19 protein-coding genes are annotated in these 24,168 nt (G+C 62.2%); 4 read left to right on the plus strand and 15 right to left on the minus strand.

Annotation, left to right across the window (positions count from 1 at the left end):
• The first annotated feature begins 34 nt into the window (after positions 1-34).
• Positions 35-1,363, plus strand: a complete 1,329-nt coding sequence (locus VGE08_RS24880) for a DUF418 domain-containing protein (protein ID WP_331070636.1) — start codon at positions 35-37, stop codon at positions 1,361-1,363.
• 7 nt (positions 1,364-1,370) lie between these two features.
• Here the strand turns inward: VGE08_RS24880 and VGE08_RS24885 are convergent, their stop codons facing one another.
• Both VGE08_RS24885 and VGE08_RS24890 read right to left on the minus strand, forming a co-directional pair.
• On the minus strand, positions 1,371-2,915 hold the full coding sequence (locus VGE08_RS24885; RefSeq protein ID WP_331070637.1) for an ATP-dependent DNA ligase: 1,545 nt from the start codon (positions 2,913-2,915) through the stop codon (positions 1,371-1,373).
• Positions 2,912-3,160, minus strand: a complete 249-nt coding sequence (locus tag VGE08_RS24890) for a hypothetical protein (RefSeq protein ID WP_331070638.1) — start codon at positions 3,158-3,160, stop codon at positions 2,912-2,914. The genes VGE08_RS24885 and VGE08_RS24890 overlap by 4 nt, the downstream gene beginning before the upstream one ends.
• 764 nt (positions 3,161-3,924) lie before the next feature.
• Here VGE08_RS24890 and VGE08_RS24895 point away from each other — a divergent pair.
• Complete coding sequence (locus VGE08_RS24895; protein WP_331070639.1) at positions 3,925-4,863, plus strand: YbhN family protein; 939 nt, start codon at positions 3,925-3,927, stop codon at positions 4,861-4,863.
• 3 nt (positions 4,864-4,866) lie between these two features.
• Here the strand turns inward: VGE08_RS24895 and VGE08_RS24900 are convergent, their stop codons facing one another.
• From VGE08_RS24900 to VGE08_RS24930, 7 genes are all read right to left on the minus strand, one after another.
• Complete coding sequence (locus VGE08_RS24900; RefSeq protein WP_331070640.1) at positions 4,867-5,535, minus strand: gluconate 2-dehydrogenase subunit 3 family protein; 669 nt, start codon at positions 5,533-5,535, stop codon at positions 4,867-4,869.
• A gap of 8 nt (positions 5,536-5,543) precedes the next feature.
• A complete protein-coding gene (locus VGE08_RS24905; RefSeq protein WP_331070641.1) occupies positions 5,544-7,229 on the minus strand; it encodes a GMC family oxidoreductase in 1,686 nt (561 codons plus the stop codon).
• A 118-nt stretch (positions 7,230-7,347) separates the two neighbouring features.
• Positions 7,348-8,688 carry an amino acid permease gene (locus VGE08_RS24910; RefSeq protein ID WP_331070642.1) on the minus strand — a complete coding sequence of 447 codons (1,341 nt, stop codon included), beginning with the start codon at positions 8,686-8,688 and terminating at the stop codon, positions 7,348-7,350.
• Between the two features lie 6 nt (positions 8,689-8,694).
• Positions 8,695-10,026 carry an amidohydrolase family protein gene (locus tag VGE08_RS24915; protein ID WP_331070643.1) on the minus strand — a complete coding sequence of 444 codons (1,332 nt, stop codon included), beginning with the start codon at positions 10,024-10,026 and terminating at the stop codon, positions 8,695-8,697.
• Between the two features lie 25 nt (positions 10,027-10,051).
• The gene (locus tag VGE08_RS24920; protein WP_331070644.1) at positions 10,052-10,537 is read right to left on the minus strand and encodes a cupin domain-containing protein; all 486 of its coding nucleotides are present in this window, start codon (positions 10,535-10,537) and stop codon (positions 10,052-10,054) included.
• Positions 10,534-11,703 (minus strand): MFS transporter, encoded by a 1,170-nt coding sequence (locus tag VGE08_RS24925; RefSeq protein WP_331070645.1) that lies wholly within the window; start codon positions 11,701-11,703, stop codon positions 10,534-10,536. The genes VGE08_RS24920 and VGE08_RS24925 overlap by 4 nt, the downstream gene beginning before the upstream one ends.
• Before the next feature lie 7 nt (positions 11,704-11,710).
• A complete protein-coding gene (locus VGE08_RS24930; protein WP_331070646.1) occupies positions 11,711-12,181 on the minus strand; it encodes an META domain-containing protein in 471 nt (156 codons plus the stop codon).
• Positions 12,182-12,545: 364 nt separating this feature from the next.
• On the opposite strand from VGE08_RS24930, the gene VGE08_RS24935 reads away from it, so the two are divergent.
• The gene (locus VGE08_RS24935) at positions 12,546-12,836 is read left to right on the plus strand and encodes a hypothetical protein (RefSeq protein ID WP_331070647.1); all 291 of its coding nucleotides are present in this window, start codon (positions 12,546-12,548) and stop codon (positions 12,834-12,836) included.
• 17 nt (positions 12,837-12,853) lie between these two features.
• Here VGE08_RS24935 and VGE08_RS24940 read toward each other — a convergent pair whose 3' ends face one another.
• Entirely contained in the window at positions 12,854-13,348 is a 495-nt protein-coding gene (locus tag VGE08_RS24940; protein ID WP_331070648.1) for an Lrp/AsnC ligand binding domain-containing protein, read from the minus strand.
• A 100-nt stretch (positions 13,349-13,448) separates the two neighbouring features.
• Between VGE08_RS24940 and putA the strand changes: the two genes are divergently transcribed.
• Positions 13,449-16,604 carry a bifunctional proline dehydrogenase/L-glutamate gamma-semialdehyde dehydrogenase PutA gene (gene putA / locus VGE08_RS24945; protein WP_331070649.1) on the plus strand — a complete coding sequence of 1,052 codons (3,156 nt, stop codon included), beginning with the start codon at positions 13,449-13,451 and terminating at the stop codon, positions 16,602-16,604.
• Between the two features lie 43 nt (positions 16,605-16,647).
• On the opposite strand, the gene VGE08_RS24950 is transcribed toward putA, so the two are convergent.
• The 5 genes from VGE08_RS24950 to VGE08_RS24970 all read right to left on the minus strand — a co-directional run bounded on the left by VGE08_RS24950 (position 16,648) and on the right by VGE08_RS24970 (position 24,163).
• Entirely contained in the window at positions 16,648-17,895 is a 1,248-nt protein-coding gene (locus VGE08_RS24950) for a pyridoxal phosphate-dependent decarboxylase family protein (protein WP_331070650.1), read from the minus strand.
• Between the two features lie 110 nt (positions 17,896-18,005).
• Positions 18,006-20,195: a TonB-dependent receptor gene (locus VGE08_RS24955; RefSeq protein WP_331070651.1), complete on the minus strand. Its 2,190-nt coding sequence runs from the start codon at positions 20,193-20,195 to the stop codon at positions 18,006-18,008.
• Between the two features lie 155 nt (positions 20,196-20,350).
• Positions 20,351-20,926, minus strand: coding sequence for a TetR/AcrR family transcriptional regulator (locus VGE08_RS24960; protein WP_331070652.1), 576 nt, complete (start codon positions 20,924-20,926; stop codon positions 20,351-20,353).
• A gap of 382 nt (positions 20,927-21,308) precedes the next feature.
• Positions 21,309-22,262, minus strand: a complete 954-nt coding sequence (locus VGE08_RS24965) for a hypothetical protein (protein WP_331070653.1) — start codon at positions 22,260-22,262, stop codon at positions 21,309-21,311.
• Positions 22,263-22,588: 326 nt separating this feature from the next.
• Positions 22,589-24,163, minus strand: coding sequence for a long-chain-fatty-acid--CoA ligase (locus tag VGE08_RS24970; RefSeq protein WP_331070654.1), 1,575 nt, complete (start codon positions 24,161-24,163; stop codon positions 22,589-22,591).
• Positions 24,164-24,168 lie beyond the last annotated feature (5 nt).

Below are 24,168 nucleotides of genomic sequence, written 5' to 3' on the forward strand. Positions count from 1 at the left end.
ACACAGCACTGGCACCTCACTGGTCGCCCTCGTCATGCCCTCCCAGTTCGTCCCCACTGCTGACGAAAGTCGCATCGGACTGCTCGATGTCGCGCGTGGCATCGCCGTGCTCGGCATCCTGCTGATGAACGTCACCGGATTCGGCCTGCCCTACGCCTATGACGATCCAACGATATGGGGCGCCGAGTCGCACATCGACTTCACAGTGTGGCGAATCATGTCGTTGTTCGTCGAGGGCACGCAACGCGGCTTGTTCACAATGCTGTTCGGCGCCAGCGCCTTGTTGTTCCTGGAACGCCACGCGGCTCGCACGCCCGGCGCGCGGCCGACGAGTCTCTATTTTCGCCGCCTGCTCTGGCTGATCGTGTTCGGCCTGATCAATGGCTACCTGCTGCTGTGGAGCGGCGATGTGTTGTTCTACTACGGCATCGCCGGACTCATATTGTTCGTGTTCCGCAAGCTGGCGCCGCGCCGGCTCTTGCTGCTGGCCGCGGCGTTCATGATCCTGCAAACACTGATCAGCGTCTCGGAGTGGCAGGACTTTCGCGAGATGCAGGCACTCGCGCAGGCCGCCAGCGCTCGCCAGGCAGAGGGTCTGCCGATGACGGATGGCGATCAGGAAGCGCTCGACGCTTTCAATGCCTTGCTGAGCGAGTTCCGGCCGCCGCGCGAGAATCTGGAAGCGCACGTGGCCAAGGTGCGGCAAAGCTATGCATCCGCCTTTGCCGCTCTCAGCGGCGATACGCGCTACATGCAGAGCGAGTTTTTCTTTCGACACGGCCTGGTCGAATGCCTGGGCATGATGCTGTTCGGCATGGCGCTGCTGAAGCTGGGCGTGCTTGCGGGCACTCGCTCCACGCGCGTGTATCTTGCGATGATGGTGATCGGCTACGTCATCGGGTTGAGCGTGAACCTGTCGGAGCTGCGGCAGATTGAAAGCGAGCAGTTCTCGCCCGAAGTGTTGCTACGGACGTTCACCACCTACGACCTGGGCCGTATTCCAATGACCGTAGGACATCTCGGATTGATCGCGTTGTTACATCGAGCGCGATGGTTCTCCGGCGCATCGCGCGTACTCGCCTCGGTGGGGCAGATGGCACTGACAAACTATCTTTCGCAGAGTCTGTTCTGCCTCTTCATCTTCACGGGCGCGGGGCTCGCATGGTACGGACAGCTGGCGCGACACGAGCTGTATTACGTGGCCCTCGCGATCTGGATCGTACAACTGGTGTGGAGCCCGCTGTGGCTGCACCATTTCCGCTATGGTCCCATGGAATGGTTGTGGCGATCGCTGACCCATTGGCGCAGGCAACCGCTGCGGCGTGCAGCGCCGCTGCCGTCGCAAGTATCCGCTTCGACTTAGCTCGCGATCAGCCGGCCTGCGCCTCGAAGATCTTGCGCACCGACTCCATCGTGTCCGCTTGCCCGGGCGGCTTGTCGTCGCGATAACGTTTCACCCTGGCAAGGCGCAGCGCCAGGCCGCCCGGATAACGAGGACTCGCCTGCAGATCGCTGAAAGCGATCTCCACCACCAGCTCCGGTCGCACGTACACGGTCCAGTCGTCGCGATGCGTTTCACGCGCGAGGAACTCTTTGGTCTGCCATTCCAGCATGGCATCGGTCAGGCCCTTGAAGGTCTTGCCGAGCATCACGTATTCGCCGCTCGCCGGATCGAGTGCACCAAGATGCAGATTCGAGAGCTTGCCGGTGCGACGGCCATGTCCCCACTCCGCCGCGAGCACGACCAGATCCAGCGTGTGCGCGCGTTTGATCTTGAGCCAGCTCGCACCGCGATTGCCGGTCTCGTAAGGTGCCGAAAGCGATTTCGCCATGAGGCCTTCGTGTCCGGCCGCGATGGCCGCGTCATAGAACGCGGTGGCTTCCTGCTCCGAGGCGGTTACCAGGCGTGGAATGATGAATTCCGCCGGCACTGCGCGCGCCAGCGCCTCATTGCGCTCGCGGGTCGGACGATCGGCCAGACTCTGATCACCCAGACGCAGACAATCAAAAAAGTACGCGCGCATCGGCAACTCGGCTTGCAGCTTCTGCACGTCCAGCTTGCGACCGAAGCGACGCATCGTGATTTGAAACGGATGCGGCCGGCCGGCAGCAGTAAATGCAATGGCTTCTCCATCCAGAATGACTTCGCGCGCAGGCAGCGCTCTGACTATTGCCTCGATCTCCGGAATGGCGGCGGTCACATCGTTGAGACTTCGCGTATAGATATGAACGGAGTCGCCGCTCTTGTGCGCTTGAATGCGCGCGCCGTCCATCTTCCATTCAAAAGCGGCGTCGTCACCCAGTTGCTCCAGCGCCTCGCCCACATCCGCGGCCGTTTGCGCGAGCATCGGCGCGACGGGCGAAAGAAGCTCCAGCTGAAAGTTGGCCAACGCGCTTTCGCCTTCAACGAGCGCCGCATGAGCCACGGCGCCCAAGCTCTTTGCATACATGGCGGCACGGCGAACTTTATCGACAGTGATCTGGGCCGCGGCCGCGATCGCATCGACCATCACGCCCGCTAACGCGCCTTGACGCAGCTCCCCGATCAGCAGTCGCATCAGGTAATGCTGCTCGACATCGGTGGCCCGTGAAAACAACTCGCGCAGTGCCTCGGCGCGGCGATTCGTGGAGCCGGTACCGCGAATACTCGCAATCTCGGTGAGCCGCCGGTCGACTTCCAGCACGGACAGGACGGACTCGCTCGCTGATGTTCCGCTACTGGCATTCTTCAGCACCGAATATCCGATGCCGAACTTCCCCTGAGGCGTTTCACCGGAGAGATAAGCGACGCCAACGACGATCTCGTCCGGTTGGAACTGACGCAGGCACGCCGCCAGCTCCCGCACCTTCGCCAATCGCGCCGACGTAGCCGCGACCCTGGCAGATGTTTCAACGATGGCTGCCAGTAATGTCATGGCTTGCGTGCGCGACGGCGGAATAACTCCGCCAGCGTGTCGCTCTCCGCCAATGCCGCCGCGGAATTGAACGCAGCCGCAGCCTGCTCGTGCTCCTCCAACGCCGTGTGCAACTCCCCAAGTGCGGCGTGGTACAGCATCGTATCCTGAATCGCATGCGGTTCGTCGCAGGCTCGCAATGTCCTCAATGCCTCTTCCGCGCCTCGCGCATGGCGTAACGCAATGACCCGATTCAAAGTTGCCACGGGACTGGATCAGGGCCTGCATCTGCGTCGGGCTGAAATCGCGGGTTCGAGCGGGATCTTCGTGCAGCAAAACAGATATTCGGCCATGGCGAGCTCCCGAAGAGTGACGGACAGCATCCCTGTCCGATGCCATGACGAACCGCCCGGACCGATGGCGACACGAGCCGGAATGCTGTTGTCACAAAAAATGAAAAATGGCACGACGCATCCCTGCGCCGTGCCCAATGCAGAATGAGGCGGGAGGCCCCTCTTCTGCAAATTCGGAAGCAGGGCTAGCGAGTCGCCCCGCCGAACGTGCCGCGCACCCGGCAGGTTGTCGGCGATGTTCGTTCCCCGACCGAGCGAGAACGGACTGCGCGTCGTCAGGTTGACGATGCCGAAGCCACCTTCGAGCCGCGAGGCGCCGGGCGTCCTTGCACTGCCGGGCCGATCTTGCGACCGCCTGTCTATCGTTGTCAATGCTCGGCGTCAGGAACTTTGTTCCTGTCATATATATGTTTGATTTTTCTTCTATTTGAAATGGTGACAACGTCGGTCATAAAACCGGGCGCGCGCGGTGCAGACGCCTGCATCGCGCAAGCGGGATAACGCGGCCGGGAGGGGCTGCGGTGGAAATTGGCCACGGGATGACACTCGATGGCGGGCGAAGCGTCGGTGGGTCGGCCGTGAAGATCTTGCATCGGCTTGTGTCTGATGCGCGAAGCGGCGGATTTGAGATGATCGAGGACCGGTTCGGTCGCCGGATTCACTCGCATAGACATGGCATGAAGAAATGGGCGCCGCTGTTGTGGATTCCGATGCTCGGCCTGGCGGCATGGGTGCTGACCGATCGGCTGCGAAGCATCGACTTCCAGGACGTGAAACAGCAGCTGCTGGCGCTGCCGGCAGGCACGGTCATGCTGGGATTGCTGTTCAGCATGGGCATCTTCTCGCTGGTGGGATTTTACGAAGGCGTGGCCGTGCGCCTGGCCAGCGGGCGCAAAATGTACGCGGTGGCGTTCCGGACGGCGCTCATCGCCAATCCTCTCGGGCGCGCTATCGGTCTCGCGCTGGTCAGCGGCGGCGCTCTGCGATATCGAATGTATGCGCCTGCCGGACTATCGGCGAGAGAGGTCGCATCCATCGTGGTGCTGGCCGCGATGCCTTATTTCTTTGCTGTCGGCTGGCTGATCGATCTGTCGTTATTGCTCAATGCGGAAACGGCAGCCGGGGCCCTGCGACTCTCCACTGGCGTCGTGCTGACGTTGGGCGCAATCGGCCTCGCCAAGGACATCGGCTGGCTTGCATTCGTGCTCCGTCGCAAGGAACCGCTGGTGATACGCGGCCAGGCACTGCCGGTGCCCAGTGTGCGCAACGCCTCGCTGCAGCTCGGCGTCGGACTGGTGCAGATCTCGTTGATGACGGGAATTCTTTATCTGTTCATGCCCGAGGAGCTGGGCATGAGCTGGCCGGCCTTCATTGCGATCTATTGCATCGCCTTCGTCGCCGGCCAACTCAGCAATGTGCCCGCCGGGCTCGGCGTGTTGGAAGCGGCGCTGTTGTTGATGTTGCCGCAAGTACCGCCCGCGAAGCTGCTCGGCGCCGTGCTCGCGTATCGCGCGGTATTTGAAATCCTGCCGCTGCTGGTAGCGCTGGGCTTGCTGGTAATGTTCGAGTCGACCAGCGCCAGCGGCTTCCTGCGCCGCCGGCTGCTGCGTCGTTGAGCCTTAGAACCGGCCCATCACTTCCGGCGCCCACGCCTTGCCGTTACCTGCTTCCGCCAACGGCACGCAGGCCTGATAGCCACCGGGCACCTGGACATACTGCAGCACTTGCGTGGCGCCGGGCTCCGAGCAGAAGAAACCCAGCAACGTCAGTTCCTTGGTCAGCAGGATGAACGGCCGTTTCAGCGTCTTGGGCCGCGGATCGTAGGCGAGCTCGACCGCGACCGCTTCATCGTGAAACTGCCGCACCAGCTCCGTCTGCTGTGATTTGTTCGCATCGACGAATGCCTTGCCGTGGGCGGCACGTGCAGCGTCGTCGAACTCCTTCAAGCCCGCTAGAAAGCGTTCGCGATCTTCCTGCGTATAAACATCGTTCAGCATAGTATCGATGAAGCCAGGCACACCGACATCGAGCGCGCCCGGCGTATCGGTGCGCGGGATGATGATTTCAGCGACAGCGCCCACCAGCGCGCTCTGCGCCTTGGTGAGAAACACGGGCTGCCATGACGCCTCCGATGGCTTCGGCGAGCAACCATTGAGCAGACCCATCACCGCGGGTGCCGAGATCGCGCCACCCATCAGGTACGCGACTCGTTGTAATACCTGGCGTCGATTCAGAGTGAGGCCGCCAGATTCCACGGAATCGACTTTCATGCCGGGATTGGTATTCATGCGCGACCTCAGATGTTCATCCGCTTCAGCTCTTCGACGGCGTGATTTACGGCACGCGCCGTCAGCGCCATGTACGTCAGCGACGGGTTCTGGCATGCCGCCGACGTCATGCACGCGCCATCGGTCACATAGACGTTCTTGCAGGCGTGCACTTGATTCCATTTGTTGAGCACCGAGGTCTTGGGATCGCGGCCCATGCGTGCCGTGCCCATCTCGTGAATGCCCAGACCCACGCCCATCTCGCGATCGTGAGTGCGCACATTGCGATAGCCGGCGGCTTCGAGCATTTCCGCAGCATCATTGGCCATGTCTTTGCGCATGGCCAGCTCGTTTGCCTTCAGCGTCGCATCGAACTTCAACACCGGCATGCCGTACTTGTCCTTGCGAGAGTGATCGAGCGTCACACGGTTTTCGTGATACGGCAGGATCTCGCCAAAACCGCCGATTCGCATATACCAAGGGCCGGGCTGCGCGGCGCGCTCCTTCAGCTCTTCGCCTAGCGTGGTCTCGAGCATCAAGCCGGTCCACCCGCCGCGAGAAGCGCCGCCTTGATAGCCGAAACCTCGGATGTAATCGCGCTTGTCCTTGCCGATGTTCCGGAAGCGCGGAATGTAAATGCCGTTGGGCCGGCGGCCGGTGTAGTACTTGTCCTCGTAGCCGTCGACCATGGCGCCGGCGCCGACCTCCAGTTGATGGTCCATGATGTTGCAGCCCAGCTCGCCGCTGTCGTTGCCGAAGCCGTTAGGGAAGCGGCTGGAGGTGGAGCTCAGCAGGATCTGCGTGGTGCCGAACGTGGACGCGCACAGAAAAATCACCTTGGCGAAGAAGTCGGTCTGCTGCCGCGTCTCGGCATCGAGCACGCGCACGCCGGTGGCGCGTTCCTTCTTCTCGTCATAGATGATTTCGTAGACGATGGAATTCGGCCGCAGCGTCATGTTTCCAGTCTTCTCCGCGGCCGGCAGCGTGCTCGAGTTGCTGCTGAAGTACGCGCCGAACGGACAGCCGCGAATGCACATGTTCCTATACTGGCAAGTGCCCCGCTGCGGACTGTGCGCCAACGGCGCGGTCAAATGCGCAACTCGCCCGATGGTGATCGGACGGCCGAATTTGTCCGCCACCACTTGCTTGAAATGTTTCTCGACGCAGTTCATCTCCATCGGCGGCAGGAACTTGCCGTCCGGCAACTGCGGCAGGCCTTCGGTCTGGCCGCTGACGCCGATGAACTGCTCCACATGGTCGTACCAGGGCGCCAGATCGTCGTAGCGGATCGGCCAGTCGACCGCGATCCCATCCCTGGCGTTGGCCTCGAAATCCATCGGGCTCCAGCGATAGCTCTGCCGGCCCCACATGATGGAGCGGCCGCCGACGTGATAGCCGCGAACCCAGTCGAAGCGATTCACCTCGGTGTATGGAAACTCGGTGTCGTCGACGAACCAATGTTTGGTCGCCTGCGTGATGGCATAACCGGTGCGCGCGGCCGTTTCCTGCCTCTGCAGATCCTCGGCGGTGGCTCGCCCGGCATAGGGGAAGTCCCACGGATCCTTGGTGGCGGTGGGATAGTCGGCGACGTGCCGAACCATCCGGCCGCGATCCAGCACCAGCGTCTTCAAGCCCTTTTCGGTCAATTCCTTGGCCGCCCAGCCGCCACTGATGCCGGTGCCGACAACGATGGCGTCGTAGGTATTCTCGTTCATCCAACCCCCTCTTCCACCGTGGCTGCGATGGCGTCGAATTTATGAGTCGTCCCGTAGTTGCCGGAGTGTAACCGGTTGCATTCGCGGACAGTATGCACTGCCGCCAGCGAATTGACAGCTAATCGGAATTGGAGTTCACCGCCAGGGAGGCGCGCGCGGCGTGCAGCCAATAAACCGGCAATCCCGTGGCGAACAGCGCGATACTCCACCAGAAGGCCTCGGCACCGGCGCCGAACAGCGTCCAGATGGAATAAAGGGCCGCGACCATGGCCACGAGCACTACCGGCGACAGCCGCCGGCCGGTCTCGCCCAGCGAGCCATTCCAGCACAGCTTGAGCGCGGCCAGCGCGCAGCACAGGTACATGACCAGGTAAGTCGATGTCGAGACCAGCACAATGAAAGTGAAGATCTGCACCATGGTGCGGCTGTAATTCATCAGCACCACCATGCTCAGCAAGGCGCTGGTGATCACCAACGATGCGCCCGGCGTGCCATGCGGCGATTGTCGCGCAAAGATCTTCGGAAAGATGCCTTCGTTGGCCAGCACTCGCGGCATTTCTCCTTGCAACAGGATCCAGCCGTTGAGCGCGCCGAAGCCGCTGATGAAAGCAAACAAGGCCAGCGTGCCGGCCACGCCATCGCCCCAGAACATGCGCACCACGTCGGCAAAAGGCGCGCTGGACTCGGCCAGTTGCGTACCGGGCACCAACAGCACGACCACGGAGCACGCGAGTATGTAGATGCAGGCGGCGATGATCGTGCCCCAGAGCGTCGCCAGCGGCACGTTGCGCTCGGGTTTTTCCACGCGGCCGGCCGGCACGGTCGCCGACTCCAATCCCAGCAACGCCCACAGGGTGAGCGTCGCCGACGCATTGATGGCCGCCGGCGAGAACGGCACCGGTTCGACTTTGATCACGGCCGCATCAGCAGTCGTCAGCAGCCACAACCCGAGCACGATGATGGCGACCAGTGGCATCAGCTTCAGTAAGGTCGTAACGATCTGCAAGCCGCCCATTTGCCGCGTGCCGCGCCAGTTCACATAGGTGAGCAGCCAGATGATCGCCAAAGACGCCAACGCGGGGCCGCCCTGCGTCTGCTTGATCCACGGCACCAACTCGGCGAGATAAGCCACGGTCGCGATTGCGATGGCGGCATTACCCACCCAGATTCCCATCCAATAGCCCCATGCCATGAGGAAGCCCGTGCCATTGCCGAACGCGACACGTGCATACACATAGGGTCCGCCGGCCGTTGGAAACACCTTCGCCAGGCGCGCAAATACGGCAGCCAGCGCAACAGCGCCACCGCAAGTGATGATCCAGCCGAAGACACTGTTCAGCCCGTAGGGAGCCAGCGAAGCCGGCAGAAGATAAACACCGGAGCCGATGATGTTGCCGACCACCAGCGCCAGGCACATCCAGAATCCCATCTTGCGCCGGGGCGACTGGTTCGTGCTCATGCAGCTCTAGTCCAGACGAATCTGCCGGCCGGCCTTGATGACACCGCGCACCTGGCGCAGCTCGTCTATATCGGCCAGTGGATCACCTGCCACCGCAACGAGATCGGCGAGCTTGCCGGCAGCGATCGAACCGATCTCTCGATCTTTGCCGAGCAACTGAGCGGAATAAAGCGTCGCGGCGCGGATCGCTTCCATCTGCATCAGTCCATAGCGAACCATGTAAGCGAACTGGCGTGCGTTGTCGCCATGCGGATAAACGCCGCTGTCCGTTCCGAACGCGAAACGCACTCCTGCTTTCACCGCCTTGGCGAAACCATCACGCTGTCGCTGCGTGGTTTCTTGATTCTTGCGCAGAATCTCCTCGCTCCACTGATCGCGCCGGCCGATTTCCTCGATATAGTCGCCATTGTAGATATCGGCCACGAGCCACGTGCCGTGCTTTTTCATCAGCGCGATGCCCTCATCATCGAGATAGGACGCATGCTCGATGGAGCGCACGCCGGCTCGAACCGCGCGTTTGATTCCTTCGGCGCCATGCGCATGCGCCGTGACGAAGATTCCATACTGGGCCGCTTCATCGACCGCGGCTCGTATCTCCGCTTCGGAATATTCCGCGGCGCCCGGCGTCGTGCCGGCTGCCAGGACCGCACCCGTCGCGATGATCTTGATGAAGGTCGCGCCGCCGCCGATGAGTTGCCGCACTCGATCCCGAATCTCGGCTTCCGAATTGGCGACGCCACGACGCATCTCGGCGGGAACGACGACGTCGGGTGCCAATCCCGTGACTTCACCGCCACCGCCAGTGACCGTGATGTAGGCTCCGGCCACGAACATGCGCGGCCCTTCGACGATCCCGCCGTCGATGGCATTGCGCAGAGCTATATCAGTGAACGCGCGATACGCACCCACATCTCGGACCGTGGTGAATCCGGCCCGCAGCGTTCGACGTGCATTCTCCACTCCCAACAGTACGTCTTCGGCGCCGGAGGTGTACAAGGGAGTGGCGATCTCGGAGGTCGTGATGTTGCCGACCAGATGCGTGTGCATGTCCATCAAGCCGGGCAGCACCGTGTAATTGGACCAATCTATCCATCGGTCCGGCGTCTCGGATCGACCCTTGAAATCCTGGACTGCGACGATGCGCTCGCCATCGATGTGAATTGCCTGGTCGTTGAGCACGCGGCCTCGCTCCACATCGACCAGCTTGCCCGCCCTCACCCACAAGGCCTCGGCATGACTGCTCCAGCCGACGAACAGGCCGAGCAGTACCACCGCAACCGAAAGCGCACGAGAGGCGGTGTTGGCGCAGCGGCGGAGCGAGCAGATCGAGTCGGTCATATCCACCCCGGAGCATGCTCGCGGCTTACAACAGCGCCGCGTATTGCGACAAATCGCCCACAAAGTGGGCGCTATGATCGGGCAGGTCGATGGTGAAGCGGAATCCCGCAAACTCGAACCCGGGGCTGACAGTACAGCCCACCAGCGAATACTCGCCCGGGGCTTGGGCGAGAGTGCGCGCGGCCTGCCAGACGCCGGCGGGAATGACGCCAACCGGACGGGTATCCGCCGCCGTTGAATGAAGCACCTCGCGCTTCAGCTCTCGCGAGCGAGGGTCATACGAGAGCAGTTCCAGCGGCGCCCCGCCGTAGAAGTGCCAGATCTCATCGGCATCGACGACGTGCCAGCGACTCAGCTGCTGGTGTTCCAGCAAATAGTAGATCGCAGTCGTAGCGCTGCGTGTTTCGGTGCCACGCTGAACGCGATCCGCTGATCGATAGATCTCGCGATACCAGCCACCTTCCGGATGGGGTGCGAGTCCCAGAGTTTGGATAACGTCCCTGGCTGTCATGCGTGCAACATACTGCGCGATGCCATCAGCAGCAACATCGACAACGCCGCGAGCACGGCCGCTGTGATGAAAGTGGCGGCGGGACCAGCGTAATCCCACATCAATCCCGCGATCACGCTGGCCAACAACAGCAACAAGCCGCGCATGAGATTGAACACCCCAAACGCCGTGCCGCGCAGGTCCGCTGGGGCCGCGTCGGCAATCATGGCGGTGAAGACGCCTTCGGTCAGTCCCATGTGCAACCCCCACAGCGCAACGCCGAGCATCACGACGATCGTCTCGGTAGCGCCGGCAAGCATCAGATTGGCCAGCACCAGCACGGCGGCGCCCAACATCAACAACTGGTGCCGCGGCATGCGGTCTGCCAGAACTCCGGCGGGATAAGCCGAGCACATATAGGCAACATTCATTACCACCAGGACCAGCGGCGTCCACGCGATGCTCAGTCCGATATCCGCACCGCGGAGGATCAGAAAGGCTTCGGAAAAGCGCGCGAGAGTGAAAAAAGTCGCGATGCCTGCGATCACCCAGAATGCCTTCGGCAGATCCTTCGGACGCAGGTCCACCACGCGTCTCTGCGAAGGCTGCAGATGCACGGGCTCTTTCACCGCGAGCCACAAAATCGCTACTGAAATCACCGCAGGGATGATCGCGATCCAGAACACGGCGCGGACGTCGTTCGCAAGCAGCACCAACAATCCGATGGCGAGCAAGGGGCCGACGAACGCGCCCACTGTGTCCAGCGATTGTCGCAGGCCATAGGCGGCGCCGCGTTGTTCTGGCGTCGTGTAGTCAGCCACCAGCGCATCGCGCGGTGCGCCGCGGATTCCTTTGCCTATGCGATCGATACAGCGTGCCGCAAACACAGTGACGGCGCTGCCCGCCAACGGAAACAGCGGCTTGGTGATGGCCGCGAGCCCGTAACCCAGCAAGGCCAGCGACTTGCGCTTGCCCCATCGGTCCGACAAGGCTCCCGAGAATACTTTGACGATACAGGCCGTCGCTTCGGCCACGCCTTCGATCACGCCCAGCCAGATCGCACCGGCGCCCAGGGTGCCGACCACGAACACCGGCAACAAGGCATGGATCATCTCCGAAGAAACATCCATGAACAGGCTGACCAGGCCGAGCGCCCAGACGCCTGAAGGCAGAGCCGCGCGACGCACGGGAGTGTTAGAGATTTCTAGCTTCGAAACGTGCGACCGTGGTTTGTTGGCCGTCCAGCAGTTCCAGCTGCGAACCGTTGATGCGCCAGCCAGCCGCGACTTTCAGCGCTTGCAGTAGTGCTGTCTCCGTGGACATGTCCGGGCAAAACATGCGCGTGGCGATCACATCACCGAAACTGATCTGTGCGCCGTTTTGTTTGTATGTCGATGAGATGCGATTGCAGCCGGCGTGACCGACCACACTGCCGTCGGCCGAGTTGAGGTATAGGTAGGCTTCACGGCCGCCTTCGCTGATTTGCACCGGCTTACCGTCGAGTTGCTGTAGCGCCCAGCGCGTGCCTGCCAACTCGTGAATCACTTCATTGCTCTCGTGCGCCGAAGGCTGGGATTCGTTGCTCGCACACGCGGCCATCGCGAGCAGCGCCGCACTAACGAACGCACGCGCTGCTATCCCCAATCGGGCCGTTTCGATCAACATCAGGCCGCCCTTACATTCGCATTGACTGGCTACGGATCGAGCACGCCCGCAACATACAACCGCCTTCGGCCGGCGTCGAGCCTTGGAGCGGCTGGTAGGTCAGCACCACGAAGCTGTCCGGTGATACGCCTTCGTGTCCTCCGAATGACAGCCTGAAGGCACGGCCGTTCGGCCGCGCTCACAAATCCGTCAACGGGGTCAACTCAACACCGGCCATGGCGGGGAAATATGAATAAGGCGTTCCCCTAAAATGCTGCGGATGCGGACTGGTCCCGCCTGCCTCGTGACAGCGCTACCTATACTGCGGCGTATGGAAGTCCTCGATACCCCAATCGAGTCTCGTATACCCCTGCTGGCGAGGGCCATGCGCACCCTGGTCGATCTGCTCCACACGGAGCACGGATACGCACGGATTTTTTACGACCAGGACGGTTACAGCTACGAGTTGCACAGCTACCAGCACACGCCGGTGGCGGACCTGTTCACTCGGATGCTCGGCTATGCGTCCGTTGCGGACGCGACGGCGGCAGCTCGCGATACCCTCGCGGCCATCCATGACCGGCCTCGTGGCCGAAGCAACAAGCATCGCGCTCGCGGGCGTCGTACTCGCCCGCCCGAAGTCAACCAGCTGATCCTTCCCGTCAGCGCCAGCTGATCAGACCCGCGTCCGCCTCACCTCGAAGGCACGCGCACCTTGCTCGAGCTCTTGACCTCTTCCATCACGAAGTAGGTGTGCGTCTGCTGCACTCCTTTGATACATGCGATGTGAGTGCTGAGCACGTTGCGGTACTCCTTCATGTCCCGCACGCGGATCTTCAATAAGTAATCGAAACCACCGGCCACCATGTGCGCCTCCTGCACGAACTCCAGCACTTCCATGGCGGTCCGGAAGCGATCGAACACTTCCGGCGTGGTTCGATCGAGGGCGACCTGCACATAGGCCAGCAGGTTCTGGCCCAGGTGGGTGGGCGAAAGCTCGGCGCGATAGCCGACGATGTAGCCATGCTTTTCCAGCCGGCGCACCCGCTCCACGGCCGGTGTGACGCTGATGTGCAGCTCCCGGGCCAGCTGCGCCATGGAGATGCGGCCATCCTCCTGCAGGCGCTTGAGAATGGTCTGGTCGACCTTGTCCAAGGCCAGGCCCGACCCCGAGCCAGTTGATTTCACGGTTTTCAAGCCTCTTTTAAGTCGTTTCGACGGTGTCTTACCCTCTACGCTAGTGCTTTCGTCCTGGTCAGCACAAGACCCGAAGCCCAAACCGCCCATCATGGTCGCCCAATCCTCCGCCATCCCGGCCGTCCCTTCCCTGGAAGAGCTGCGCGAGCAGATCCGTAGCGCCACGCTGCAAGACGAAACCAGGTGCGTGCAGGCGTTGCTCGAAAGCTCCAGCTTCTCGATCGATGCGCGCGCCCGCGCCAGAGCCCGAGCGGCTGCGCTGGTCACCGGTGCCCGGGCGCGGGCTCGTGAACGTCCATTGCTCGACTCTTTCTTGCAGCAGTTCGCGCTGTCCAACGAGGAAGGCGTCGCGCTGATGTGCCTGGCCGAAGGGCTGCTGCGCATCCCCGACGACGACACCGCCGATCGCTTGATCGCCGACAAGATCGCGTCCGGTAACTGGTCCGCGCACGCTGGCCAATCGCACTCGACCTGGGTGAACGCGTCCACCTGGGGTCTGATGCTGACCGGCAAGCTGGTGGAGTTGCCCAAGCAGGCGCGCGAAGAAACCACGTCCTGGGTGCAGAGTCTGTCGCGCCGGCTCAGTGCGCCTGTGTTGCGCACGGCCTTTCGTCAAGCCATGCGCATCATCGGTGGCGAGTTCGTGGTCGGCCGGACCATCGAAGAGGCGCTGGCTCGCTCGGCCAAGACGCCGGAGCTGGCGCTGTGCTCCTTCGACATGCTCGGTGAAGGCGCTCGCACCTGGGCCGACGCGGAGCGCTATCGCAAGTCTTATGAACAAGCGCTCGACGCCATCGGCGCGCAGCGCAAAGGCACGCCGATCGACGAACGCTCCAACTTGTCGGTGAAGCTCTCGGCGCTGGAACCCAAGTACGATCAGATGCACGAAGGCCTGGTAGCGCAGCGTCTGACGCCCATCGTCATGGACCTGGCGCGTCGTGCCGCGGCTGCGGATGTTGGATTCACCATCGACGCGGAAGAAGCCGACCGGCTCGATGTATCTCTGAACGTGTTCGAAGCGTTGGCCCGCGACAGAACCACGCAGTCGTGGCAGGGACTCGGCATTGTCATCCAAGCGTATGGCAAGCGTGCACCGCTGGTCATTGAATGGGTTGCCACGCTCGCTCGCATCACCGGGCGCCGCATCTGCATCCGCCTGGTGAAGGGCGCGTACTGGGACGCTGAAATCAAGCGCGCTCAGGAACGCGGCCTGGCTTCATATCCGGTGTTCACGCGCAAAGTCTCGACCGATGTTTCCTATCTAGCGTGCGCCGAGCGGCTGTTCAGACATCGCGACGTGATCTACCCGATGTTTGCCACTCACAACGCTCACACCCTTGCCGCCGTGCTGGAACTGCGTCCGCCGGGTGCGAAGTTCGAGTTCCAACGTCTGCATGGCATGGGCGCACTGTTGCATGACGAGGCGAAGCGGCAGATCGAGGATTTCCCGCGCGTTCGCGCTTACGCGCCGGTCGGTCATCACGAGGAACTGTTGTCGTATCTGGTGCGCCGGCTGCTCGAGAACGGCGCGAACAGCTCGTTCGTCAACCGATTCATGAATGAAAGCGTCCCCGTCGACACTGTAGTGGAGGATCCGATTGCAGCCCTGCAGTCGGCAGACAGCATGACCAATCCGAACATTCCCCTGCCCAAAGACCTGTATGGCGACTCGCGCGAGAATTCCGCGGGCGTGGACTGGGGCAATCCGCAGGAGCTGGCCAAGCAGATCGCAGCTCTGCAAAAGCAAGACAGCGAGCTGCCGCTTGCCGCGCCTTCGACCTTGGCCGGACCCATTCAGTCGCCGCCGCAAGAAGTGAGAAATCCAGCGGATCGCGCCGAGTTGGTTGGTCGCGTCAGTGCCGCGACGCGCGAAGACATTGCGCTCGCGTTCGACAAAGCGGCACAAGCTCGCAAAGCTTGGGACGGCGCGGGCGCAACTCATCGTGCCGTTTGTCTGGTTGCTGCCGCGGACGGCTTGCGCTTGCATCGCGCCCAGCTTGTGCGTCTGCTCGTCAAAGAAGCGGGCAAGACTCTGCCGGATGCGATCGCCGAAGTCCGAGAGGCGGAAGATTTCTGTCGATACTACGCGGCACAGGCTCGCGAGCATTTCGCGGAACCCCTGGCACTGCCCGGTCCGACTGGTGAAGACAACAAGCTGAGCTTGCGCGGTCGCGGTGTTTTCGCTTGCATCAGCCCCTGGAACTTCCCGCTCGCGATTTTCTTGGGCCAGGTAACTGCTGCCCTGGTCGCCGGCAACAGCGTCGTTGCCAAGCCTGCCGAAACCACGCCGTTGGTCGCCGCGCTCGCCGTTCGCATCCTGCACGAGGCCGGCGTGCCGCACGATGTGCTGCATTTCGTTCCCGCCCCCGGCAAGTTGTTTGGCGAAGTTGCCTTCAAGCATCCGGCGTTGGGCGGCGTGTGTTTCACCGGTTCGACCTCGACTGCGCAATTCATCAACCGCGCGCTCGCTGCTCGCGATGGCGCGATCGTGCCGCTGATCGCAGAAACGGGCGGCATCAACGCGATGATCGTGGACTCATCGGCCCTGCTCGAACAGGTTGCCGACGATGTGCTCACTTCCGCCTTCACCTCCGCTGGTCAGCGCTGCTCGGCGCTGCGATTGTTGTTCGTGCAGGACGATGTGGCCGACCGGCTGATCGAGCTGATCGCCGGCGGCATGGACCAACTGCAGATCGGCGACCCGGCCGCACCGTCGACCGATGTCGGCCCGGTGATCGACACCAAGTCGGCCTCGAAACTGGAGGACTACAGCAAGAAGGCGCTGCAGCGAGGCATCAAGCTGCTCAAGCAGTGCTCGCTCGATAAAGTGCAGAGCGAAGGTAGCTACTTCGCCCCGCGCATGTTCGAGCTGAATGACGCTCGGGAACTGACCAGCGAGGAGTTCGGACCGATCCTGCACGTCGTGCGCTACAAGCGCGACAAGCTGCGCGATGTGCTCGCGGCGATTCGCGACGCCGGCTACGGTTTGACGCTCGGCGTTCACACTCGCATCGAGAGCGTGTGGCAGGAGATCGTCGCGGAAGCCGCGGTCGGCAATATCTACATCAACCGCAACATGATCGGTGCGGTCGTCGGTGTGCAGCCGTTCGGCGGCGAGGGCCTGTCCGGCACCGGTCCGAAGGCCGGCGGCCCACACTATCTGTTCCGCTTCGCTACCGAGCGCACGCTGACGGTCAACACCGTCGCGACCGGTGGCAACGCCAAGCTGCTATCCCTCGGCTCGTGACACGCACGGAGCGGCAAGCACTCTCGCTTGCCGCTCCCTGCAACTACGCGTATCGGATGTTGCCGTCTGGCCCACCGCCGACCTTGTTCAGGTGCTCTGTCACTTCGCGCACATCGCGCAGCAATTGGTCCACCGCCTCGTCGGTGAGCGCCGGGTCGATCGGCAACGTGATCGCGGCCGGCTTCACCAACCCGAGCATGAGCCAGCCCTTATCGGCGAGCCCCTGGTAGATCGCAGCCGTCGAGACTTTGGTCGAGTGGAACTGCAGCGGCAGCACTTCGGCGTCCCACATCTGCAATCCCTCGATGGCGTTGATGCCGGCAGTCAAGCGCGCTTTCAAATCGAGGAGCCGCCGCGTGAGCCGTAAGTAGCCCTCTTCGCCCAGGTAGCTCATCACCGCCCAGGCGGCGAAGATCGGCCCTGCCGAGCGCGACCCGGCGAAGCCCGCCAGCTTGTACGTCCCTATGAACTCATCTTCCACGGCGACGTAGTGATACTGCTGCAGCTCCGCTTCCCGCCAAAAGATGGTCGATGCCGGCTTCAGGCAGTAGCCGTACTTGTGGAGATCCGCGGAGATCGACATCACACCCGGAACACGGAAGTCCCATGGCGTCAGCTGCACGCCAAGTTTCTCCAGGAAAGGAGATACGTAGCCACCGACGCAGGCGTCGACATGCATCCACAATCCAGCCTCGCGCGCGACCGCCGCTATTTCCGGAATCGGATCGATGTTCGCGTAATGCCAGGTGGGCGCGGACGCAGCGACCATGATCGTGTCACTATTGATCGCCGCAGCGATTTCGCTCGCGATGCCGCGTCCGTTCGCGTCGATCGGCGTTGTGATCACGTCGACTTCCAGATAGCGCGCAGCCTTCTGAAACGAAGGATGGATGGTCCTGGGCGCGACAATGTTCGGCCGGCGCACGTTCGGGCGATGGACCTTTGCCCACTCGCGCGCGGCATGCACTCCGGAGAAGTTGCTCTCGGTGCCACCGCCGGTGAAATTTCCGGTGGATGTCGGCGTCGGATGCAGCAGGCTCACTCCCATTGCGATGACTTCCTGCTCGATCCGCTGCATGTACGGAAGGTAGAGCGAGAAGAATCCGTTGTCGGACATGAAGCGCTGGAATGCGGCCTTCGCCACCTGTTGCACATCCTCTGGAGGGCGGAACGCGCGGGTGAAGTGCGCGTACGGCTCGGGCATTTCGATGCGAGCGAGCTCCTCGCTGATGGCGGCTGCGCTCATGCCGGCTGCAGGCAGCGGCTTTACGATCAATTGGTCTTCGAGCATAAGAATTCCTTGGTTGATGCGACGCCCGCCGATGCGGTCGCCGCGCTGGAGACAATCAGTCGATTCGCGTGACGGAAATTGGTGGTCGAGGCTGCGCTCATGGGCGCCTCCTACCAATTCCAGCCAAGCTCGATACCGTAGGTCCGCGGCGCTCCCCAGAACTCTATCGTTCCCAGGATCGAGGTCGCACGGATCACGCTCTGACGATACAACTCGTCGCTCAAGTTGCGGCCGTACAGCTGCACACGCCAGCGATCGTCGGCATCGCGCAAAGTCACAAATGCGTTCCACAGCGTATAGGCGTCCTGCTCCACGCCCGGCGAGTTGAATTGGTCGAACCAGACTTGCGATTGCCTGCGCCCCTCGCCGCGCAGCGTGAGCACGGTCGAGCCGAGCGGTTGCGAGTACTGCAGTCCCGCGCTGACAACGGCTTTCGGAGAGCGCGGCAGCGTATTGCCGGATAGATCCTCTTCCACGAATGGGTTCTCGCCATCTGGATTGGCTGAGCGGAAGTTGCGGTATTCGGCGTCGAGCAGCGCGACGCCGAGATCGAGATCGAGTCCTTCCGCCAGCAGTGCGTTGACCTCCAGCTCGAGGCCATTCACCCGCGCCGATGCGGCGTTCGTGACGCTCGTCGTCGCACCGCCGGTGGCCTCGTTGAAGCGATTCACCTGCAGGTCGCTGTAGTCGTAGTAGAACGCCGCGGCGTTCAGGCGCAGCCGGCGGTCCAACAGCGTCGACTTGACGCCAACCTCGTAGCTCCAGATGTACTCGGGATCGAACTGCTCACCGGCGCCCGTGAGGTTGAAGCCGCCGCTCTTGAAACCTTTCGTCGCCGCTGCGTACAACATCACGTCGTCGGCCACATCCCAGTCGATCCCGATCTTCGGCGTCCATGCACTCCAGTCATCGCGTGGCCGGAGCTCGCTCTCGAACACCCCACCACCGGGCTCGCCGGTCAGCACCCCGAACGGGTCCGTGACGACGTTTCGGAACACAGCCTTTTTCTCTTCCGTGCTGTAACGCAGCCCGGCCGTCAAGCGTACAGCATCACTGAACGCGTAGGTGCCCTGCGCGAAGAGCGCGTACGCGTCCACCTTGTTCTCCACCGGATAGTCCGTGTCCGCGTCGAATGGCGTGAAGAAGATGCGTAAATGCTGCTCCGCCTTCTCATGCAGATAGAATGCTCCGAGCAACCACTGCAGCGCCCCGTTCTCACCTGTGAGCTGGAGCTCCTGCGAGAGCGCCCGCACGTCTTCATCCTCGATATCGCGCGTGAACGCCACCTCGGTCGAGTCGATGTCGAGCTTGACTCTGTTTTTCGCTTCCGTGTAACCCGTGAGGCTCGTCAACTTGACGTCACCGAGCTTCCATTCGAGTTTCGCGCTGACGAGCGTGTGCTCCAATCGCAGGTAGTGCTCGTCGTTGTACGCGACGATGCGCGGATCCTGGCTGATGACTGCGCCGAACACGTCGCGCGCCGGTGACGGCAGATTCGGGTTCAACTTCGACGCAAGATTACGGCGGCTATCTTCCTTCATATGGTCGACGCCGAGGCCGAGGTGGACGTCATCGGCAAGCTCGAGCGCAAGCTTGGCGCGCGCCGCCCACATATCCTCGTCATCGATTTCCTGACCTTTAAACACGTCGCGAGAGTAACCATCGCGCTGCGTGGCGAACCCGGCGACGCGCAACGCAACCCGGTCCTGAACCAAGGGAGCGTTCACCATCCCCCGGATGCGCCGCTTGTCGTAGTTGCCATAGAGCACGTCCATGGCGGCCTCGAACTCGTGTTGCGGCTCGCGATTGATCGCGTTGATGGCGCCGCCGGTGGCGTTCCGGCCGTACAACGTGCCCTGCGGACCTTTCACGATCTCGACACGCTCGACGTCGAACAGCTCTTGAATCGAGGCGGTCGCGCGAGTCTGGTAGATGCCGTCGACGTGAACCGCGACGCTCGGATCCGTGCCGACGTTGACGATGTCCGTGCCGATGCCGCGGATGTAAGGCTGGCCGAGCGCGGCATTCGTCGTGAACACGAGGCCTGGCGTGCGATATTGCAGATCGACCGTCGACTGCAGGCCCGATCGATCCAGATCATTGGCGCTGAAAGCGGTGATCGCCAGCGGTACCTCCTGCAGACTTGCCTCGCGGCGTTCCGCGGTGACGATTACCTCTTCGAGGCCGCTCGCCCTGGTACCCTCTGCCGCCTGCGCCAAGCCCATACCCAGACTCGATCCCATGGCGGCGATCAGCGAGGCCAAGCGCACGCACGCCACGGCATATTCGCCCTTCTTCATGCTTCCCCCTCAACGTTCCGATGGAACAGGCCGTTCGCCCGGCGGTGGGAACACATGCGTGCCCTGGTCGTCCGCGGGCGAATCCCGATTTGTAGATGAATACGGGGATTACTATACGTTTCGGGAAGAGGAAATCAATAGTATTTTTCGATCTACTATTTTTTTTGCCCTGGCCCGCGGCGCCAGGGAACGAACAGCAGGCGGATGCGGCGTCCCATGTCCACGAACAACCGCTGGATGGGAACATCCTCATGCGTGAGGAAATATTCGTAGTGCTGGTTGAAGACGCAGAACACGACCATGGCCGCATCATCGATCGCGAGCTCCGCATCGAGGTCGCCGCGCCCTTTCAGGACGAGCAGCAGATCGCGGATCTGTTTTTGCGCGCGCGCATCCGCCTCGTGCACCACGCGCGTCGGCATGTCCTCTTCCGCCATCTCCACATGTCGCAGCAGTTTCCGGTCCGACCAGTCGTTCAGGAAGTAGCGATACTTCTCGAAAAGCGCAACCATCGCGCTCCCCGGATCCGGCGGCGGCGCCGCAATGACCTTCTCTGCCTCGGCGTAGGCGTGGTCCAGCGACGGACGAATCAGCTGCTCGAGCACTCCCCCTTTCGACCCGAAATACTTGTAGACCGTGGCCACGCCGAGACCGGCGCGCTCGGCGATGGCCTCCATTGTCGTGCGCGCATAGCCGACCTCGGCGAACAGCTCCCCGGCGGCCTGCAGCACCGCATCGCGTCGGCGCTGCTTGCCACGCTCTCGTAGAGACAAAGACGAATTACTATTCATTTCTCCTCCAGATTTGAATAGTACCACCCAGCGGCATTCCTACTGGACCAAAGTTCGAGCATGCAGCGAACCGCTTGCCTGCGTCCAGGCGCTGGCGGCAATAGGGTGATTGCGGGCGAAAGCACGTAGTCCGGCACAGCAGAAAAGGATTGAGGCCGAATCCGCCAGGAACCCGCGGAAATGCCAAGCTCCTGTCGCTCGGCTCGTGACACTCACGGCGGCGGCAGGCATTGCGCTTGCCGCTTCCCAGCTCACTTCACATTGAGATGAACGGGCCTCGCTTGCGACTTGCTGGCCGAGGCCCTCGTTGGTGACGGCGCGATCAGCCGCCGTAGTAGGGATTCAGCTCGATGATCTGCTTGCAGGTCAGCTCGTTGACGAAGTCGTGACCGATCACGTTCGGCAGCGTCCAGGAGTCCCTGTCGATCTTGGTCCTGATCTCCTTGATGAAGTCGCCGAGCTTGGCGTGCGCGCCGTCCTTCGCTTTGGTGTTGCCGGAAACGTTGCCGCCGGTCTGCTGCCAGTACACCCAGTGCAGGTGATCCTTCACATGGCTGTTGTGTTCGTCGGCCGCTTTCTGCGCCACCTTCAGCACGTCTTTCATGTCCTTCTTGGATTTATACGTGCCGCAGAAGCACAGGCCGCTGTCGATCGTTCCACCGCTCTGGTACTTGTACATCGGCAGGTAGCCGTCCTTCGGGCTGAAGCCCTGGTGGAACTCCGAGGCGAACACCATGATGACCTTGCCGCGCAGCAGGTCGAGGTTGCACGTCGCAATGTTCGTGGACCGGGTGAAGATGTATTTCGCGTTGTCGCCCGTGGCCATGAATTCATTCAACGCCGCGCGCACATGCTCCGGACAATAGGTGTGCGAGATGCGCAGGATCAGGAATTCGCTTTGATAGGTTTTCACGAAGGCCACCGCGTCCTTGACCGCGGTCATGAACGATCCGCCGTACGCGCCGAACGCGCCGGTGGACTTGCCGATCTTGGGCCACTTGAACTTCTCGGCGGCGAAGTGGCCCATGGTCGGCACGACGACGCTCTTGCCGCTCTCATCCTTGATGCGCTTCAGGAACACGCGCACGTCGAACACGCGCGAGCCCGACATGGCCTGGTTATAGATGTTCGAGCCCTGGGTACGGGCAAAGCGCTTCGGGGACGCCACCCGCGTCAGGCTGTCTCCATAGACACCTGCGTCATGACTGGCCGGCAGCACCATGTGGATCAGCGGGGGATTGTGCTGGATCTTGCTCATCCACTTGACATTGCTCATCGCGGGGCTCCTTGTTTTTCGTCAGGCCTGGCGCGCAGGACGCGGTTGATTCTTGAATTGTTGGGCAGACGCTGCACGGCAGCCGGCGAGGCAACCCGTGCGACCAGCGAGTTTCAGTCGAGTCGTCAACAGCAAGCCATGAACTGGCACTCAGAAATTGACGCGCAGCACAGATGATACAAAGGATGGATGGGTTGCACCGGATGAAAGGTAAGGTGCCGTCCGGTGGTTACAACCACGGCCGGGGCCGCAGGAGCCCTTCCGGAAAATCGATAAGTGTATGATTTTATTGTATCTATGCGCTCGCTCGCGAACGCTGGCCGCTCTCATCCGACCGCGCGCGACCGCCCCGTCCAGAATGGTGCACGCAGCACCGTCTTCAGCACCTTGCCCGTCGGATTCCGAGGCAGTGCCGCCACGAACTGAACCTGCCGAGGGACTTTGTAGCCACCCAGGCGCTCGCGGCAGAACGAGACGACTTCATCGACCGTCAAGGTCGTCTCCGGCTGCAGAACGATGAATGCGAGCAGCGCCTCGCCGTAACGTTCGTTGGGAACGCCGATGACGGCGGCGTCGGCAATGTGGGGATGGGCCAGCAGGACCAACTCGATCTCACGTGGATAAATGTTTTCGCCACCGCTGACCACCATGTCCTTCATGCGATCGCGGATATAGATGTAACCGTTCGTATCCATGTTCGCCGCGTCGCCGGTATGCAGCCACCCGTCGTGCATCGTACGCACCGTCTCCTCGGGTAAGCGCCAGTACTCGGCCATCATCTGCGGCCCGCGTGCCAGGATCTCTCCCACTTGTCCGTCTACGCTCTCTGACTGCGAATCATCGCCAGGTGCCGTCACACGCAAGTGCGTTCCGGGCAAGGCCCGCCCGGCGGAGAGCAACAGACCGGCCTCGCCCTGGCACGCCCGGCGATGATCCGCCGCGCCCAGCAGGGTGAGAATCGCTGTCGTCTCAGTCATGCCGTACGCTTGATAGAAATCACAATCGAACACTTGCATCGCATGGCTCAACGTCGCCTCGCTGATCGGCGAGGCGCCGTACATCAACATATGCAGATTCGACCAGTCGCGCCGCTCGACGTCGCCGACCTGAGTCAGACACGCCTGAATCATCGCCGGTACCAGAAAAGTGAAGTTGACGCGGCGGCGTTCCAGCGAGTCGACGACGATCTCCGGATCGAACTCCCGCAGCAGGATGATCGACATGCCGCCGTAGAGGCAGAAAGCGCAGATCCACACCGCCGCCGCGTGGTACAGCGGCGTGACGACCAGCCCGATGTCGCCACGCGCCGGCCTTCGCTCGATCATGCACATGACTTGAGACAGATTGGCTGCGTAACTTCCGTGTGTGATGACGACGCCCTTGGGGCGACCGGTCGTGCCGCTGGTGTACATCTGATAGAGCACCGAGCGTGTATCGATGACCGGCTCGGCGCAGTGATCGCTCTGAGCCGCGAGCCAGGCGCGATAGTCGACCCATTGCGGCCGCGCCGTGTCGTCCACGGCGATGAAGCTCGACACGCCAGGCAACTGGCTGCGAATGCCTTCAATGGCATGCACATACTCTGCATGAACGAACAGCACGGTGGCTTGCGCGTCCTCGATGATGTACTGCCATTCCGCCGCGGCGAGCCGATAGTTCAAAGGGACCGGCACGGCGCCGATGCGCGAGGCTGCCAGGAACATCAGCAGCATGTCGGCACTGTTCTTCGACAGCCAGGCGAAGCGCCGGCCTGGCCCGAGGCCCAGCGTAAGCATGCCGTTGGCGATCCTGCCGACCTCCGCGGCAGCTTGCGCATACGTGAGCGCTCGCGAGCCGTCATCGACGAACAGTTGCTCGGGCTGTGTGCGCGCTGTGAATTCGAATGGATCGTGAAACAGCATGGGCA

Origin of the sequence: Steroidobacter sp., from assembly GCF_036406195.1 — a bacterium.
GTDB lineage: Bacteria > Pseudomonadota > Gammaproteobacteria > Steroidobacterales > Steroidobacteraceae > Steroidobacter.